At 40.9% G+C, this 18,065-nt stretch carries 16 protein-coding genes and 2 pseudogenes; 7 read left to right on the top strand and 11 right to left on the bottom strand.

Annotation, left to right across the window (positions count from 1 at the left end; translation table 11 throughout):
• Positions 1-130: 130 nt before the first annotated feature.
• A complete protein-coding gene (locus tag ACP45E_RS03630) occupies positions 131-1,747 on the bottom strand; it encodes a competence protein CoiA family protein (protein WP_017038629.1) in 1,617 nt (538 codons plus the stop codon).
• Between the two features lie 116 nt (positions 1,748-1,863).
• Here ACP45E_RS03630 and ACP45E_RS03625 point away from each other — a divergent pair, with 116 nt between their 5' ends.
• Complete coding sequence (locus tag ACP45E_RS03625; RefSeq protein WP_017038630.1) at positions 1,864-2,724, top strand: helix-turn-helix transcriptional regulator; 861 nt, start codon at positions 1,864-1,866, stop codon at positions 2,722-2,724.
• 27 nt (positions 2,725-2,751) lie between these two features.
• Here the strand turns inward: ACP45E_RS03625 and ACP45E_RS03620 are convergent, their stop codons facing one another.
• The 6 genes from ACP45E_RS03620 to ACP45E_RS03595 all read right to left on the bottom strand — a co-directional run bounded on the left by ACP45E_RS03620 (position 2,752) and on the right by ACP45E_RS03595 (position 7,596).
• Positions 2,752-3,879, bottom strand: coding sequence for an HNH endonuclease (locus tag ACP45E_RS03620; protein ID WP_026026722.1), 1,128 nt, complete (start codon positions 3,877-3,879; stop codon positions 2,752-2,754).
• Between the two features lie 3 nt (positions 3,880-3,882).
• The gene (locus ACP45E_RS03615; RefSeq protein ID WP_017038632.1) at positions 3,883-4,497 is read right to left on the bottom strand and encodes a class I SAM-dependent methyltransferase; all 615 of its coding nucleotides are present in this window, start codon (positions 4,495-4,497) and stop codon (positions 3,883-3,885) included.
• Between the two features lie 194 nt (positions 4,498-4,691).
• A complete protein-coding gene (gene mobH / locus ACP45E_RS03610; protein WP_017038633.1) occupies positions 4,692-6,305 on the bottom strand; it encodes a MobH family relaxase in 1,614 nt (537 codons plus the stop codon).
• Positions 6,306-6,346: 41 nt separating this feature from the next.
• Positions 6,347-6,769: a conjugative transfer protein MobI(A/C) gene (mobI, locus tag ACP45E_RS03605; protein WP_426510576.1), complete on the bottom strand. Its 423-nt coding sequence runs from the start codon at positions 6,767-6,769 to the stop codon at positions 6,347-6,349.
• 221 nt (positions 6,770-6,990) lie between these two features.
• The gene (locus ACP45E_RS03600) at positions 6,991-7,182 is read right to left on the bottom strand and encodes a helix-turn-helix transcriptional regulator (RefSeq protein ID WP_038126414.1); all 192 of its coding nucleotides are present in this window, start codon (positions 7,180-7,182) and stop codon (positions 6,991-6,993) included.
• Between the two features lie 60 nt (positions 7,183-7,242).
• A complete protein-coding gene (locus ACP45E_RS03595) occupies positions 7,243-7,596 on the bottom strand; it encodes a hypothetical protein (protein WP_017038636.1) in 354 nt (117 codons plus the stop codon).
• Positions 7,597-7,732: 136 nt separating this feature from the next.
• Here ACP45E_RS03595 and ACP45E_RS03590 point away from each other — a divergent pair, with 136 nt between their 5' ends.
• The 6 genes and pseudogenes from ACP45E_RS03590 (at position 7,733) to ACP45E_RS03565 (ending at position 12,897) form a co-directional block, all read left to right on the top strand.
• A complete protein-coding gene (locus ACP45E_RS03590; protein ID WP_017039127.1) occupies positions 7,733-8,653 on the top strand; it encodes an IS5 family transposase in 921 nt (306 codons plus the stop codon).
• 61 nt (positions 8,654-8,714) lie between these two features.
• Positions 8,715-9,335, top strand: a pseudogene (locus ACP45E_RS03585) (hypothetical protein); the annotation flags it as partial.
• Positions 9,336-9,362: 27 nt separating this feature from the next.
• Positions 9,363-10,223, top strand: a complete 861-nt coding sequence (locus ACP45E_RS03580; protein WP_017039119.1) for a thymidylate synthase — start codon at positions 9,363-9,365, stop codon at positions 10,221-10,223.
• A 599-nt stretch (positions 10,224-10,822) separates the two neighbouring features.
• On the top strand, positions 10,823-11,461 hold the full coding sequence (locus tag ACP45E_RS03575) for a hypothetical protein (protein WP_017039118.1): 639 nt from the start codon (positions 10,823-10,825) through the stop codon (positions 11,459-11,461).
• An 88-nt stretch (positions 11,462-11,549) separates the two neighbouring features.
• The gene (locus tag ACP45E_RS03570) at positions 11,550-12,392 is read left to right on the top strand and encodes an RNA polymerase sigma factor (RefSeq protein ID WP_017039117.1); all 843 of its coding nucleotides are present in this window, start codon (positions 11,550-11,552) and stop codon (positions 12,390-12,392) included.
• 169 nt (positions 12,393-12,561) lie between these two features.
• Positions 12,562-12,897 (top strand): GFA family protein, encoded by a 336-nt coding sequence (locus tag ACP45E_RS03565; RefSeq protein WP_017039116.1) that lies wholly within the window; start codon positions 12,562-12,564, stop codon positions 12,895-12,897.
• Positions 12,898-13,198: 301 nt separating this feature from the next.
• Here ACP45E_RS03565 and ACP45E_RS03560 read toward each other — a convergent pair.
• The 4 genes and pseudogenes from ACP45E_RS03560 to ACP45E_RS03545 form a co-directional block, all read right to left on the bottom strand.
• Positions 13,199-13,567: pseudogene (locus ACP45E_RS03560) on the bottom strand (IS66 family transposase); the annotation flags it as partial.
• 31 nt (positions 13,568-13,598) lie between these two features.
• Positions 13,599-16,604 carry a Tn3 family transposase gene (locus ACP45E_RS03555; protein ID WP_017038493.1) on the bottom strand — a complete coding sequence of 1,002 codons (3,006 nt, stop codon included), beginning with the start codon at positions 16,602-16,604 and terminating at the stop codon, positions 13,599-13,601.
• 82 nt (positions 16,605-16,686) lie between these two features.
• Positions 16,687-16,926 carry a type II toxin-antitoxin system RelE/ParE family toxin gene (locus tag ACP45E_RS03550; protein WP_017038492.1) on the bottom strand — a complete coding sequence of 80 codons (240 nt, stop codon included), beginning with the start codon at positions 16,924-16,926 and terminating at the stop codon, positions 16,687-16,689.
• 242 nt (positions 16,927-17,168) lie between these two features.
• On the bottom strand, positions 17,169-18,065 hold an 897-nt coding region (locus tag ACP45E_RS03545; RefSeq protein WP_069584702.1), incomplete at its 5' end, for an RHS repeat-associated core domain-containing protein.

The raw sequence follows: 18,065 nt of genomic DNA, 5'->3' as shown, positions 1-18,065 counted from the left end.
ATTGATGGTGTGAGAATATGGGAAAATTGAGGAATGAACAATGATCTCCATTCCATTATGCAATCTAACGCTTTATTAATAACCACTCAGAGCTGTGAGCACAGCTTTCAACTCAGTATTTGCGATGCAACTAAGCTTCCATCTGTTCAAGGTCATCAAGCTCTTCTTGAGCATTTCTTGATAGCATAATGGAGTGCTTATTTACTCGATTAACTAAGACCTCCGGTAGCTCACTTAAAAGCGCCTTCTTTTGTAGTACATCGAAGGTACTCTTAAATGCTTTAACGAATTCGTTTGATAGTTTTACCATTACATCTAATCGTTCGAATTTCTGCTCATAATCAAATGCTAGCTCTTTACATTGACGTTCTATTGACTTGAGCTCATTCATTCGTTGGTTGATCGCTTGTCGGTAGTCAGAACGAACTAGACAGAAATCTCTCACCTCAACAAGGTTATTCGCATAAGTGTCGACAAGATCCGCTTCTATCAATTTTGCTTTTACCTGCTTTGTCAATTCGGTCACTTCATGGGTCAAGGTGTTTCTTTGTTCAATAAGTGGAGCAAATGATTCTCGCAACTCATGCCCTTGTTGCTCCAAAGCTTCTTTTTTACGCAAACCTAAAGATTCAATCTCATCACACAGGAAAAACTTTTCGTGTTCCAAAACCTTTAACTCTTGAGCTAGTTTTTGATGTGCTCGTTGTCTTTCTTCCATCGCCACGATTTCACTTTGAAATTGTCGATTAAATTCATCCGCAAGTTGTTGTTCAAACTCCTCTCTCTTTTTTCTCAACTCCAGATTCCATTCTCGTTGTAACTCCCCTTTTAACTGAAGAAGCACGGCTTGGTTTTGTTCCTCTAGCTGCTTAAGGCTCGATGTAACCTTCTCTTCTATCTCATGTTCAATCTGGGCATGTCGCGCCTGAACTGAATCTAATAGGGTTTGATGAAAGTCGATCGCTTTCTCCAATTCAGCTAGAATCTCATCCTGAGCATCTTTGCGAAGTTTCATTTTCTCTAAGCGATCTTCATACTTTTTCTGGTGTATTTCGATACGCTCTTCTAACGTTTTCTCTACTTTGTCTTGCTTTATTTCTTGCTCTTCAAGTTTCTTTTCTGAACGCTTCAAGACTTCAATTTGTTTTCTAACTTTTTCATGTTTATGCGCTGTACTTTTTGCTATTTCATCAAGGTAATCATTACAAGCATTGAGCGACTGTGTTCGCACTAAACAATGCTCTAAAGAGTCGAACTGGTCTAGATAACCACACTCAGAGACATCTATCTCAATGACATTCTTATCATGACTTCGGCAATACCAAACTTTATCGTCATCGCATTTGTGCTTATTGGCTATCTCAATCCAATACTGTTCGCTTCCGACCGTCGCCACTAAATCCGGCCTTCTCCCATCCATATAGACTTCAATTTTCACATCAGATACTTGTAGTTCTGCGCAAGCATCTGGGGTAATCCATCCCGTATCAAGCGGTATAGGTATCTTTCCGGCTTTTGCAAAATACTCTTTGGCAGTTAAATGAAGTTGTGTCTCGTACGCCAAAACACATGCTTCGTCAAAATAGTGAGAAAAGTGCCAAGCTTTCTTTTGTCCCTTATTCGCAACTAATTTAGCGCCACAGCAAGCGCATACAACATTGGCTTGAAGACCACGATCGACGTCCTCAATTGATACCGACTCTTTGGTGTCTTGATATACCGCTCTTGTGATGTGAATTTCACTCATGGTTCTCTCCTAAACAGCCCTTGACGTAATACTAACCAAAAAATAATATGACGTTATTAGCTACACGTAAATACTGATTACATATATACGTCGCATAACTAGACAGGAATTAGATAATGAGTAAATGGCCAATAAGATGGGACCTTTTGTTTCGATACAGAATGATAGAGGTCATTGCGCTGTGGGAAGGTAGGCTAACGACTAACCATTTAATTAAAAGCTTTGGTATTGGTAGACAGCAAGCGTCGAAAGATATCAATACTTACCTGGTAGAAATTGCGCCTGACAACCTTGTCTACGATAAGCAGTTGAAAGGCTACAAGCCCAGTGATAGCTTCGCTCCAAAGCTAACGAGCGGTCATGCTGATGAATACTTACACATCCTATCTCGAAGTGAAGATATGACTGTGACTTTCAATGAGCTTGATATGGGCTTTGAAAATACGACGATGGTTCGCCCAGTGACACGCAACATTACACCCGAAATTTTACGACCATTAGTCCAAGCAATCAGAGAGAAGAAACGTGTCGATTTAAGCTACACATCATTGAAGAATGGTGAAGAAGTAGAACGGATCATCTCTCCACATACACTCGTTTGTACACCATTACGCTGGCATGTTCGAGCTTATTGCGAACACTCAGAAGACTATCGAGATTTCGTGCTGAGCCGAATTCGAGGTGTTCCGGCTCTTGAGACAAAAAAAATAAAAGGGAAAGAACAAGATGAACTTTGGAATACTCATCTCTCTATTAAGTTAATCCCCGACTCAAGATTGACCGAAGCCCAGGCCAAAGTGATTGCACACGACTACGGTATGGAAAAAAGCATCCTGACAATACCGACGAACGCAGCATTGGTTCGCTATGTTCTCGATGCTTATAACATCGATATTAATGTGTTGAATTCGAACCCCAAGGGGCAACAGATCATCATTGGGAATTTTGACGAGCTTAAGCCTTATTTGATTTTCTAAATTAGTTTCTAAACAACGGGTTCTGACTTAGAGCCCTTTGAATAGCTCACCACGATGATAACGAAGGTAAGGTTTATGCTCAGCTACGATATTAAATGCCATGTCTTCTTTTAAACCAATCACATCTGGCGACTCCAAATAGCTAGAGATGAGTACTTTGCCATGATCATCAAAAGAGATAAAACCAAGGTCGAACGCCTTATCGAGATTCGCCAATAATAACAGTCCATTAAATTTATCCAGACGCTCCTCGTTGTTAGAATCTCGCCAAGGCTTGATGTGAGATGCCAACAACAATTGAGTATTACGATACCCTGTTAGCGCGCAGCCGCCCCACATTTGAACCAGCTTTGCTCTGAAGTGCCCTTGTCCTACCCTTGTATTAACCAAGATAGTCTTCTCTGTCTCGGTGAGTGTCTTATCAGTCATGACTTGCTTAATGTCAGCATTAATATCAATTTTTGCCAGGTCTGAAAGAAACTTATGGTAATGAGATAGTGCTGCGCTATACATACCGTTTCCTCGAGAATCACGAATTTGAAACTCTTCGAGCTTCCTTACCTTTTCTTCAGAATTAACAAATTGACGATATGAATTGATGTTAGTTAACGGCTCATCCAGCTCACCAGCGTCCATCAACCAGTTAGATATTGATCCTCTTACAGCTCCAAGATAATTGCTCGCTGTTTTTTCAGACTTACCGATATCAATCAACCATTGGTGATATAACGTCGCTAAGTCAGATAGGTTTGAGACTAGCGCTTCTTTTAGCTCGTTAGATACGATAGAGCTCTTCATGAAGTCAAATAGCTCATCATCGATAAATACATAATCTACAGCCTTAGCTGAGTATCGACTGGTTGACTCTTTGTCATAACCACCTTTATAGGAAAGATGCCAAAAGCCTTCGCTCCTTAAATGGAAGAACGGATTCTCTGGGGTATTTTTATCTTTACCTTGCGCCAAGCCATCAAAGTGAAGGGTAAACTGGTCTTTAAGAATTTGATTCAAGTAAATCTTGTTGGAAACAATATAGCCTGCTTGTATTAGGTCCATAACGGCCAGCAACATACACACTTTATGCGGGCTCTTTTTGCCACTAGCACTGTTCATCTTTAGATTCTGGAACCGATCCAAATAATACTCTAATGCCATCTACTATTCCCCATTGGTATTAGAATCAGATTTTACTAACACGACTGTTTGCCAAAATACCTCGTCCCTATTTAGCGAGTCTGTGCTGTCAGCTACGCTACAAATAGTCAATTCTGAGGTCTGAGTTAATTGCTCGATTTCTTCTACTGAAACCGAATTAGCCTCACGGCTATCATTAAAACAACCATGACGTAATGTAATCACCAATGTTCCATTCGCACATAGAAGCTTCGATAACGTGGTAAGTGATTCTGCTCGCTGGGCACAATCTAAATGCATCCATACCGCCGACACCAATATAAGGTCAAATGGGCCTGACAGTTTTATAGTGTGAGTTAAAGCTGGTAGGGAGTCATCTAGCCACTGAACTAAAGGTGAGAGATTCGAAGAGCCTAATTGACGAAGTTCTTTTGCGGGCTCAACAGCAACTACAGAACACCCTTGTTGATCGAACCATCGAGCATCACGTCCAGAGCCGGCACCGACATCAAGAACTTGCTCACCAGATGAAGGCCAATACGCCTGCCAAGATTGATGAACTAGCTCAAAATCAATTGAGTCGTATTGCTTTACTAGTTGATTAGCATTTTCATTGTAAAAAGAGATATTTACGGACATAAGCCAAACCTGATAACACCTACAGTTAGGATATATGGCTCCATTAAATATGGCGATAGAATAGGAAAAAAGTATGATTTATTGTGAGTTAAGTCTGGTTCAGCTTCCAAAAATAACGCCTGAGTATAAAAAAATCAGGACAGCATCAAAAGACTACTGGGTAATAGAACAAAACCCAGCATCTCTTAAAGTCTCTAGCCTTGAACTTTTACGTACTTACACCCTTTCAGCATTGAGTATGCATTGAACTCTGATATTTCTGGTAAGCCTGAGCTTTCAAGAAGTTGAGTGGCAGTCTCAATATCAGATTTGGGTATCAGCACATTGCCATCTCTAGATGCCTTATAGCCATTTTCAATCAGAAAGCTTGGTATTGGTGAGTCATAATTTGCTTCTTTGCGACCTGACTTTTTTGTCTCGAGCACAGTGGCGGTTTCAGCTGCCAACTCATCTTCTGGATTGTGAGACGCAAACATACACTCGCTTGGATTTTTCTCTCTTTCGTTAATTGCACATTGAGTAGAGCTAGTAACTACAGTGGGTTGTTCATTTTCGACAAATTGCTGTTTGGTCGTAATAGGTTTCTGTTTCATTTTTAGCGTATGTTGTTTAATCGGATACATTTTTTCTGGCTCTGGGATAACTAATGCTACATGACTTATCTTTAAACACTTAAGCTTTACAGGCTTCTTGTTATTCCCAAGTATTTCAGGGTATATCTCAAAGTACAACTGGTCCCCATTTGCGTCTGCAAGCCCCTCTTCAACCAACGCTCTAGCTAATGTATCGGAGTTTAAAGGTACCGAGTATTCAATACCACCCAAGTAGTCCGCCAACTCTGCTACGGCTTTAGACCATGAAATGTAAAGAACGCCATCAACGAACCAGACTACTGCACCTTTTCGGTTAATTTCCCAATCTCCATTGGAAATAAGGTACTTAATCTGAACACTAACTAGATCACTGATTGATCGTCTAATTGGCGTCAAACTCCAATTCTTATACTGAAATGACAAATCAAATCTGACAGAAGCTATATCTGCTTTCGCTACTACCCCCTTAATAGGGTTATCTCCGCCGAGCCCAGAAATAGCGTTCCATAGCTCAATACAAATATCCTGACCTTCAACGCAATCAGCTAACCAGTGCCATGTTCTTTCTGGTATCAACTTAGTTGAGATAGCCACTGACCCCAACTTATGATCATTATGTCGCTTTAACTTCCAATCAACATAAACAATACCGTTGCTCTTTTCGATTCCCCATTGCTCTAAAGACATTCCACCCAAAGGGCTCCACCGTGCATGATTTTCCCCTTTCTTACCATTCGTAATAATCATATCTGTGATTACTTTTCCCGCATCATGAACCAATGCAGCTAATACACATGCCACTTCTCGCTCGGTTACGCACCTCTGTCCATCTTGCAAATTCCCAGTCGCTGACCCCATGTGAGACAATTTAGCTATTTGACTAGCCCTCTTTGATACATCAAGTAAATGGTAGATTAAGCCTCCTGGAGCACGATGGTGATGGTACTGAGATGCTGGTAGATAATTAACTAAATCAATTACATTAATTAATACTGGCTTGATATATAAATTGAATACCTTATCACCAACTGCCATAGTTTCTTTAAGTTCAAGGATATTCTTTTCGAACATATCTTTCAGATTGCTAGAAGAGTAAAGTGTTATACCTACTTTTTCCGGCGGATAATTATCAGTGGCATTAAGTTCACAGCCAGATTCTTTCTTTTCAGTGCCAGAAGGTCCAAGAAACGAAATTATTTGTTCAAATACATTCATATAAACTCCATTTTTAATATTACTTGCCCACAACGAAATACTTATAGGTATCTTTGTTTGTACTTAGATATAGTATTTGATGTAGGTACAACCCTTTCCTTTGATGACGAGTAATTACCACTAGACCCAACCAATTTATTTGCTCTAAGTAATGTTTGGTGCGCTTTCATCAAGGCTGATTTCTTTACTCTAATTGGATAAAGAACTTCTTCTATTTTACAAATTAAATCCAATTCCCATAGTTCAGCATGTTTGAATTTACTCTTTGAGTAGCAATGAGACCTTGGTATAGCTAATGGTTTAGCGATTCTAATTATTCGCTCTCCATTTTTTACAAATCGAACATATATCCATCTAATTCGAAATGATGAACCATGAAACTCAAATGACAGTTGATAGTTCGTTCTTTCCTTTTTGTCACCTCGTTGTGATCGTCTTACTTCTTTCTCTGCAATATTCCGCATCCATGATTCGAAAATAAACTTCGTCTCTTCATATAAATCATCTAGGTCTCTGTATATTGTTTGTATTGTCTCCATAAATCTTCACCTTTAATTGATAGGTAAACTGTCTTTCAACAATTCACCTATAACTAATGTAGTAACCGATTGTATGCACTTTGGGTGCTATATAGGCTCGTTCCCAAACCCACAACAAAGGGATAGAATTCATTGTCGAAAGAACACTATGAGTCCACCCTCCCTGAGCGTTGTTTGATCCAGTTGGAAATATCCGAGTTTAGCCAACCAACAGATTTACGGCCTAGTGCAATATTTTTTGGAAAGTTACCTTCTTGCATCCAGACATAAATAGTACTCCTACTCACCCCAACTCTATTGATTACTTCATTTAATCTTAGGATCCTTAATTCATTCATAATTACCTCTCTGTATTGTCTTAGTCGATAATCGACAATACAGAGAGTAACTAAATCGTCTTATAATGTGTTGGTACTACCGATCTTTGTTGAAGTGTTATTTTCATTAATCAACTCGTTTAGCAATGCCACACCAATAGATATATCCTTGTCCAGATTTGACACTGACATTCCTGGTAGGTACTTAGTTTTGGAAATGTTATCTAATCTATTCCTCACAAGTCTCTTAATTGCTTCTGCATTAACCTTATCTCCCCATTTATATGTTCCATTTGTTTCAGATATATAACAGGCAAGAATTGCTATGCTTAGTGTGATATTCTTATCACTAGTTTGCTTCGAAGTTCTATTATTACTAATACTCTTTATTTCATTCTTAATCTCGATTAGTTCCAACATGATTGAATTTTCCATAATTTATCTCATTACGAACTATATGACTCTTGGACATTGGGTTACTACCAGTAAGAGGCTTTGTTGCCGAAATCGAATGAACTAAATCAAAATCTTACGATCAGATCAGGGACATTCATTTACTGACTTTGATTTCATGCCAAAGCCTCGCTATAAAACCACCAACTGGCGCAAATACAACAACTCCTTAGTCAATCGAGGTTCACTCACGTTTTGGATTGACGAAGAAGCAATATCGGAGTGGACACAATCTAAACTGCATAGACGTGGTAGACCGCGATTGTTTAGTGACTTAGCTATCACGACGGCTCTCATGGTGAAGCGCATCTTTTCCCTGCCCTTAAGGGCACTACAAGGCTTTATAGACTCAGTATTTAAACTAGCGAATGTCCCATTGGTTTGTCCTCACTATACCTGTATAAGCCGCCGAGCCAAGGATGTAGACATTAATTTCAAAGCCTCAACACGAGGCGCCATCCAACACCTAGCCATTGATGCAACTGGGCTCAAGGTATACGGCGAGGGAGAATGGAAAGTGAAAAAGCATGGAACTGATGGCAAGCGTCGAGTCTGGCGTAAACTCCATCTTGCGGTTGATACAGCCACACAGGAAATTATCGCCGCAGAGCTGACACTATCAGGTGTGACCGATGCGGAAGTACTCCCCAACCTACTCAAGCAAACACGCCGAACCATCAAGGAAATCTCGGGAGATGGTGCATACGATACAAGAGAATGTCATAGAGCGATTAGGGTTAAGAAAGCGACACCTTTAATCCCTCCGCGTGAAGGTGCAGCTTTCTGGGAAAAAGGGCATCCACGTAATCTGGCAGTTGGCTGCCAAAAGCTCTATGGCTCAAATAAAAAGTGGAAACAGAAGTATGGTTACCATAAGCGGTCATTGTCGGAGACCGCGATGTATCGCGTAAAACAACTACTAGGAGCTTCACTCACGCTTCGAAATTACAACGCACAAGTGGGTGAGACTTACGCCATGATCAAAGCAATCAACAAGCTAACTGGGATAGGTATGCCTGAAACTCAGTATGTTGTTTAAAATGCGAGCTATTTAGCTAGCGTTCGCTCTTTAGCTGAATTCGGCAACAAAGCCTATGTCCGATGAGAGTTACCCATTGAAACCTTTCATTGAGCAGGTAATCAGTGAAACGAGAATGCTATCTTACGGTGGCGTCAAGTTTGATGCGAAACATGTGAAAGTCTCAGAGTGTTACATCACATCACAGTACATCTTGTTTAAAATGATCGTCGGCGCTCTTGCTGGTGTTGGGACACAAGAATATAGCAAGATGTCCAAAGACGTCACTTTACCAACTGGAGAAAGCCTAACTGCCGTACTTTCTAAGGGCTACGTTGATTTAATTATTACCTTCATAGCCGAGTGGCTTAAGCCTCAAAAACAAGCATTTGTACACAATCGTTCAGGGTACCAACTATCACCGCAAGTTTGGCAAGCTTTAGGATTAACAATACACAAATTGGTTTCCGATGGCGCATCGAAAAAACAGTTAAAAATAGCAGGAAAAGTTTTAGGGCAGTTGGATTACAGTAAAAATGCTCAGCATTGGAGTAGTTGCTCAGTCATGGAGCTAGACTCAAAAGGGCGAGTGTACAAAAATGCTGCTAACTCGACTCGTCAATTTAGAGTTGGACTGTTTGAGTATTTTATTAATAGAATCACCAACTATCCCCCAAGTAATGCAATACAGAATAAAGTATAGTAGTAAAAAAAGACCTAGGTATACCGAATGCAAAACAATCACAGCCAATACGAAGACCTTTGCCAACGTGTAATTGATAAAGGTGTTTGGATTGAGAACAAACGAACGGGAAAGCGTTGTTTAACAGTTATTAACGCTGACTTTACATATGATGTAGGTGCTGGTGAATTCCCTCTTGTCACCACAAGAAAATGCTTTTGGAAAAGTGCAATAGCAGAAATGCTAGGCTACCTTAGAGGCTACGATAACGCTGCTGACTTTAGAAAATTGGGTACAAAAACATGGGATGCTAATGCGAATTTGAACGAAGCTTGGCTAAATAACCCACACCGTAAAGGTGAAGATGACATGGGACGGGTTTACGGCGTTCAAGGTCGAAGATGGGCTAAGCCAGATGGCGGTTTCATAGATCAATATAAAAAAATCATTGATAACCTAAGCCAAGGCATTGATGACAGGGGAGAAATCTTGTCATTCTATAATGTGGGAGAATTCCATATGGGATGTCTTCGTCCGTGCATGTTCTTACATCAATTTAGCTTACTTGGTGATACTCTATATTTAAACAGCATCCAACGCTCGAATGATCTTCCATTAGGAAACAGTTTTAATGCACCTCAAACATATTGGCTATTGGCTATAACTGCTCAAATTTGTGGACTAAAAGCAGGCAAGGTTTATCACAAAATTGTTAATGCACATATTTATGAAGACCAAGTTGAGTTAATGAAACAACAACTAACAAGAGAGCCTTATGCTCCACCACGGTTAATCATTAACCCTAAAATTAAATCTTTAGAAGACCTCGAAACATGGGTTACCGTTGATGATTTTGAAGTGGTTGATTACCAACATCACGAACCAATAAAATACCCTTTTTCTGTGTAGACAGAATAAAAAATGGGGCAGAGTTAGTGTACTCAAGCTAGGCCCCATTTGTAAGGTAAGCGCCCCATAAACCCACTGGCGCATTATTAGTGAGAAAATTTCCAATGAAGAAGTAATTCTATATCTGTCTCTGATTTGGCCAACCCTTTCATGATTGAAGTGTACAGATGAGTTCCGCCAAATAAGTGGTTGGCGTTCCTTGAGGCTCGCTCAGTTTTACACTGTTAAAATTGACCGTCATATATAACAGCAGAGGTTGTTCAACTTGATAGGGGGGGAGTGCTCAAATCATCAATACCACACCAAGCTCTCGTGGCTCGTTCATACAGGCAATCGTTGGTGTTATGTCATCGGCGAGCATGCTTTCGGTTAGCTCTAATTTTAGCGTTTTATTGATTAAATCATAATTGCTTCATAGTTCTCGGCCCATAGTCGTGAAATCAGATTGATGGAAAGGTTTGTGGTTCACGTTGACCCCACGATGGCAGGATAGTTGAGAGTGTTAGATGTCGTATTTTTCCATTATCTTGTCACACCTGAATATTTCAATCGTCTAATTAACTGTGACTGAAATTTATTGGACTGATTAGGAGAAAGAAATGCTACGAGTAAGTAACGATGTGCCGCGAGCAATGGAGTTTACTACTTTTTCGAAAGTAGAAGGGGTTAGCGATGAGCAGTTGATCAATAGCGTCATGCGGTTTGAGGGCCAATACATGGCTCACCAAGAAGGGATTATATTTCATTGCTTAGTTAGAAACTTGAGTGGTGATTATGCAAATTTGTTTTTTTTTGATGACATGAATTCGTTGAATGAGTTTCCCAAAGGGTTTATGAGCAGTGAAGCTTGTCAGCTGTTTCTAAAGTGTGTGGATAAAGATACTGTAAAAATGCATCACCATACTATTATGAAAAATAATTTTGTAATACCTGAGTTTTTCTCTTGTTTTGAACACGGAACGTTTGCAGTTAAAAAGGATATAGGATTCACAGAAGAAAAATTGCTTTCTATCTCGACTAATCTTGAAAAACAATACTTAGACGCGTTTGACAATACTTTAGGTCATTTCATAGGAAAACTGGATGATGGAAAATATTCTGAACTGGTATTCGGTAAGACCTTTGGCAGAACACGAGAAATCTGCTTCGATTACTTGGGTGTCGATGAAGGGAGGCAACTGATTGATTTATGTGAACCTCAATCATCGAAGTTGGATTTCTGGTATTTGATTGCATAGTTGATCCTATGATCCTATGACCCTATGAGTTACTGGTTTGTTATGACTAAGTTTTGCTAGTAACTCTTTTATAAGTGAGAGATAAATATTGGATTCAATACAGGTACAGTCATTTCTTAATGGTGATCAATCGGCATTGCGAGAGTTAGTAGAAAAGCATTACACGTACACTTTTAATATTTGTCTAAAAATGCTTTATAGCCATCATGATGCTGAAGATGTTAACAATGAAATATGGATTAAAACGATTTCTAAATTGAGTAGTTTCAATTTTAGAAGTTCTTTTAAAACTTGGTTATATAGAATCGCTGTAAATCACATTTTAGATATGAATAAAAAGAGAGTCGAGTTGGCGATCAGTGGTGGATTTGACGGCTATTCAGATAATTTAGCGTCGATGCCTACTAATGAATTGAATGGAGAAGAGCTGATAATACTTAGGGAGTCTGTTGAAGAAGCTAAGATAAGTTGTATGTCAGGGATGTTGATGTGTCTTGACCGAGAGCAACGATTAATTTATGTCATGGGGGACATTTTTAATATAGGTCACTCTCTTGGTAGTGAAATTTTTGGCCTTAGTAGCTCAAATTATCGGAAGAAGCTTTCTAGAGCAAGAGGTGATATGAATAATTTCATGAATGATCAATGTAGTCTCGTCAACAAGAACAACCCTTGTCGTTGTAGTAAAAAAACTAAAGGTTTTATAAACGCAGGTTATGTTGACCCTGATAAATTAGAGTTTACGGCTAATTACAAAGTTAAAATCTACGATAGATTAGCCGATAAATCTGATCAACTTGATACTCTTTCAAGCGCACTCCACACTAAGCTATTTCGAGCACATCCATTTGAAGAGGAAAATGTGAAGGAGGCGTTAGATAAATTGTTTAACAGTGCTGAACTTAGGAATTTATTGCAACTAGATTCATGACTTTTATCGCCGCGAAGTTTTTCATTGCTAATGCTTTGTGCTTGATCCTAAATCATCTGAAATAGCCTATGCATTTATTAATGTATTACACTATTCAAAGGGAATAAAGATGATTAAAGGAAGCTGTTGTTGTGAATAGGTTCAGTTCGAATTAACAGAAGAGCCCAGTATGATGGGGAGTTGCCATTGCAGTCGTTGTCGTAAAGTCGGAGCAAGCTCATTGGCGTTTCTTAAATCTGAAAAATTTAAAATTATTACTGGGGTAGACAAAATTACTATCTTTAAGGAAGAACCACCGTACGAATATGATCGATGTTTTTTCTCGATTTCTGGTACTTCGCTTGGTGAGGTTCTATCGAAAATGGACTCTTTTCCAATAAATGCACACTGTATAGATACTGAGTTTGAGATCGAAAACAAATTTCATGAGTTTGTTTCTGAGAAACCTAGCTGGTTAAAAATTGGCGATAACGCAAAACAATTTAATGAACATCCACATGAATAATAAAAAATATTTATTAGCATTTAAGGTTTGAATGTAAGGAATAAGCTAGAGTTTGTTCGAATTGACATTCTAGCTTATTCTTGTCCGATAACTATCTACCATAGATAGTTATCGCTTAATGTATCTTGATAGGATAACTGATTTAGTTCTGTATCAAAGAAGACTTCGATTAGCCAATCAGGTAAGGGAAGCAATTTAGATACTGCAGCTAGCACATTAGATTAATCTATCGACAAAACAATTTTCCCAGCCCTTCCTCTAACTTCAAGGTATCCGCCCCATGAACCCACGGGGCGACTTGTCAGTGTTTGAAGTTCCAAGGCAGGAGTGCGTCGATATCAGGCTCAGCTTTCGCCAGCTCTTTCATGCACTTGACCATGTAGTCGTAGAGGATAAGACCGTTGGCTTTCGCGGTCTCGATGAAGCTGTAAAGCATCGCGCTCGCATCAGCACCGTTTGGTGTGTTAGAGAACAGCCAGTTCTTCCTGCCAATGACCAGTGGTTTAATTGCGCGTTCAGCGCGATTATTATCAATAGATAAGTGACCATCGTCGATATAACGAATAAGCTTTGACCACTGCCCAAGCGTATATTTTATCGCTTTGCCTAGTGGGCTAGAGCCAATCACCTTCTGGGTCGTCATCCATTGGTAAAGCTCATCCAGTATCGGGGTCTGAAGCCCAATGGAACGAAAACGTACGCTAAGCAAAATCTTCCTGATCTGACGGCTGTTTAAGCGGTCTTAACTCACCATTTAAAACCTGTTCGGTCAATGTAAATGAGTAATGCCCCAACATATTTACATGCTTACGACTGAGTGGTGATAGCCTTGCAATGTCTTCATCTTTTAGTGTTTCACCTTGCCGTTCTATGTGCTCTAATGCAGCTTGCATATACATGGTGTTCCACAGTACAACGGCATTAGTGACTATGCCAAGCGAACCCAATTGATCTTCTTGCCCTTCTCGGTAACGTTTGCGGATTTCACCGCGTTGACCGTGACAAATGGCTCTGGCTACGGCATGACGACTTTCGCCTCGGTTTAATTGGGTTAGAATTCTGCGTCGATAGTCTTCGTCATCGATGTAATTCAGTAAATATAATGTCTTATTGATACGGCCAGCTTCGATAATGGCTTGGGCCAGACTTGATGGACGGTCACTTTTGAGTAATGACCGAATCAGTTCTGATGCCTGCACTTTCCCTAGTTTAAGAGAGCCGGCAATACGCATCATGTCATCCCAGTGAAGCTCAATTTTTTGAGGATTTACGCAGCTCCGAGCTAGCTCATCGAGTACGCCGTAATCCGCTTCTTTATCTACACGCCAAAATACCGATTCACCCGCATCGGCTAATCGTGGCGAAAATTGATACCCCAACAACCAGAATAAACCAAATACCATGTCACTGGCTCCGGCGGTATCCGTCATGATCTCAGTGGGGTTTAATCCGGTTTGCTGTTCCAGTAATCCTTCCAATACGAATATGGAGTCTCGTCGTGTTCCTGGTATAACGATTCCGTGAAATCCAGAAAATTGATCGGAGATGAAGTTATACCATGTGATACCACGGCTGGAACCAAAGTATTTTCGGTTTGCTCCTGAATTGACGGTTCTTACTGGTGTGATAAATCGCATCCCGTCAGCAGAGGCAACTTCTCCTCCGCCCCAATGCTTAGCTAGCGCAAGAGTAGACTGAAAATCGACAAGTTTCGCATTGGCTTTTACTAACGTTTCAGCACGTAAATAATTTTGTTTAACCCAACTGAGTCGGTGTCTGGTCAAGGCGGGGATATGAGATTTTATCAGTGGCTCTAAGCCGATATTGCAAGCTTCGGACAGTAACACGGCGCAGATACTTACCGTTAAATCATTAGCACGAGCATTGGATTCGCTAATATGGGTAAACTCATCGGCAAAGCCAGTATGAGCATTGATTTCAAGTAGCAGTTCTGTGAGGTCTATGGCAGGAAGTAGCGCCTCCACTTGTTTGGATAAGCCTTGTAAACTCGGAGGGTTATCCAGTCTATCAATATTTGTGATGGTCAGAGCCGGTCGTTTCCTCGAGATATCAATATCCACCGAACCATTATCGTCAAAATTTGCGGTAACCTGATGATAGGTTGTATCCAGTTGCCTGACTAACGCATCGATGGCTTCTTTTGCGTTTAGCGGATGTCCCAGTGATCGACAGACCTGAATTCGGTTGGACTGCCACTCTTGCCCCTGCAAAAGTTTGGCTCTCGGATCGCCCCAGCGATCGCTGTTTTCGACATAGATATCTCGTCGGCGCAAGCTATCCTGTAATTTATCCAAAAAACCCAGTGTGTAGCCTCGTTTAGTCACCCGACCATCTTTATCTAATACCAATCGCTTCCATGGATTAGATACGATATCCACTGGCGCATCATCAAGAATTTGTTTTTTTGAGTCGAGTAGTTGCGCTAAGTACTGGTGAACTTCAAGCGTTTTGTCTCCCGCAGGAGCGGCGGAAAATTCGATATCACGGAGCAGTTTTGGTAGAAAACGTCGAACTCGCCCGTACTGTTCAACCATCTCTTCATGAAAATTGTCATCATAAGGTCGGGCTAACTCGTGTACGGTAGAAATAGATTGCGCTAGCTTTTCCCGTGAAAATTTAGCAAAGACTGACGGACGTAGCGACTCATCATCTAAGTTGTCGTCTAGCAGCAGAGCACAAACTTTGGCTAAAGCTAGTGCAGATTTATCTAAATCTTTCAGAGTACGAAGACGCTTTTTCTGTCCTAATTTCTTCGCTTCGCCAGCGATGTTGGTAATCAAAAGATCCAGTACATCCAATGCTTCATCTAATGCAATAATTTCATAGGCTTTCACAAAAGCCACGAGTATCGCAGTACGTTTAGTCTCCGGCATACGGCCTATTTTGTATGCTGAGATCATTCCAGCATGGCGGGCAATATGCTTAAACCGGACGGGAGGAATACCAGTAAAATCCAGTTCAGTTATCCCATAGGTTTGAAGTGCTTTGTAACGTTCAATGGCCTCATTAAATGCAGGGCCACTGACATTGACCGGCCCCTTACGAAAACGGTCGAAGTGTGATGTTCTGGCTGTTTCAGGAATTTGTAGTAAGGAGTCCAATCTAGCTTGCTGCTCCGAATTTGGGAGGCTGGATAGTTGCTGCCACAATCGGTTTTCTGCTCGGTCTCTGATTTGTGAAATCAAGCGCGTTAGCGTTGACGCACCTGGCAAAAGGATTTTGTGTTGGACCAGCCATCCGGTAGCTAAATCAAACAGTAAACTCGGGCGTTCATTACTGATCCAACTCCGGCTATAGAGGAGGCGGGATAACCGGAATGACCACGGCCAAACAAACTCACGATAACCATATTGATTGCGGATCAGAGCGGTATGCTCGCGGCGTGTGGTTTCGCGCTGAGAATAATCAGACAAAATACCAATATTGGTTATATTCAGTTGCCTTGCGACAAACCATTGGGTATTCGTTGGGACTTGACTTAAATCGATTAAGAAAGTACCAAGAAAGCGAACACAACCTAATTGCAGAGCGACTCCAAATCGATTGTGTTCACCACGTCTTTGTGTAATAAAAGCTAAATCAGCCTCGTCCAAATGGAAATACCGCGCCAATTGAACATCATTCGGCTCCCCATTAAATTGCCCGTAACTATTTTTTTGTTCAGTGGTTAAAAAATCTACGGGCATAGACAGAACCTCTTATTGGTTACACAAACTCAAATCGGTGACGTATTGTTTTCCCATTTCCGGCATGTAGCCATGAGGAACTTTAATAAATATCTGGATGGAAATGCCGCAATGGTTCCATTTGCTGATGAAGAATACGGATTATGTAAACACTATGAGGTTGTGAGCGATAAAAAATAGCACGTTTATGGTGATCGTGGCGGCGAAGCCCTTCGGCAATTTCAAGGCACTCGTAACCCATCAAAGGTTGTTCTGCAAGCGTTAGCAAAACGTCATGCATACTGTCTGTATAAGCATCCGCTTGCTCTATGCCAAAGTTCAATAGGGTGTATTCAAAGATATGCTCAAAGTCTTCTGCGGCGAGGTTGAAGGTTTTGAACCACGCAAGCCTGTGCCCATTTCAATTTTGAACTACGTGCCAAAGCACAAGCGTCAACAGAAGGACTAGTAGATAACAGCCGCCCACATTACACCTCTATCAGCCATTGCGCTAAACAGATTGAAGCCGCTTTTAAGGTTGATCGCGACTTTCCAAGGAATGCCGCGATCAACCCGCTACTAGATCTAAAACCTAGTAAGTCCTGTAAATCGGCCACTTAACAAGTCTTGCTCATTTAATAAAGTATTCGATAACAGGTCATACGATCCTCCACTCTTATCAAACACCTTTAGATGGTTCTGAGTGTTTAGAGTGTATACAGAGGTAATACCGGTTAAGAATGATACCGTGTTCCATTGTCGATTCGCGTCACTACCCGCTTCCGTTGCGACCAACGCTATAAAGCCTGTTACATGAGAAATGTCGGTAAATCTCGCTGACAGATAGCCAACTGGGTCTGTTTTAAGATTTTTTATTGGACTTAAATACTTACCACCTAAAGCGCCAAAAGCAGAACTGGAAAAATGACCAATACGCATTGCTAAGTCACTATTGTAAGAGTTCTTGCCTAGATGGTTCATTGTGTTAAATGCAATACCTGCGGAGGCACTAGATATACCAGCTACGATACTCGCGCCTGTAAATACCGCTTGGCGTAAAGTGATCATGTTATCGAAATATGGATGATTTCGTTCCACACGGGAGAGAGTTTTGACAACTTTACCCTTAGCAATGGCCTTACCTAGCTGTCCAGCCCCTTTAACACCATACCCTACGCCAGCAATTGCTAGTGAGAAACCCAGTATTTTGCCTATTGTCTGCAGAGCCTTAGGGGCGTTTGGTTGCATTGATAAAGCCGTCACTGTAGAGATAGGAACGGAGCCCAATTCAGCTAGTGCGGATTTCGCTACAGCAAGGCCTAACTGTGCTCCCGCTTTAGGTGCTGCTGCCGCTATCCCTATTCCGCCAGTGATAAAGCCAACCCCCGCACCAATTAACACCTGCTTCCAATCAAATTTGTGCTCTGGGTTTATCGCCATCTGAATACCTTCGGCAACGGCAGATACCGCAGCCCCAACCAC

Source organism: Vibrio genomosp. F10 str. 9ZD137, from assembly GCF_049974785.1.
In the GTDB taxonomy this organism is placed as follows: Bacteria; Pseudomonadota; Gammaproteobacteria; order Enterobacterales; family Vibrionaceae; genus Vibrio.
Note: the sequence above shows the minus strand (reverse complement) of the source record. Positions and strands in the feature narration are given on the sequence as shown.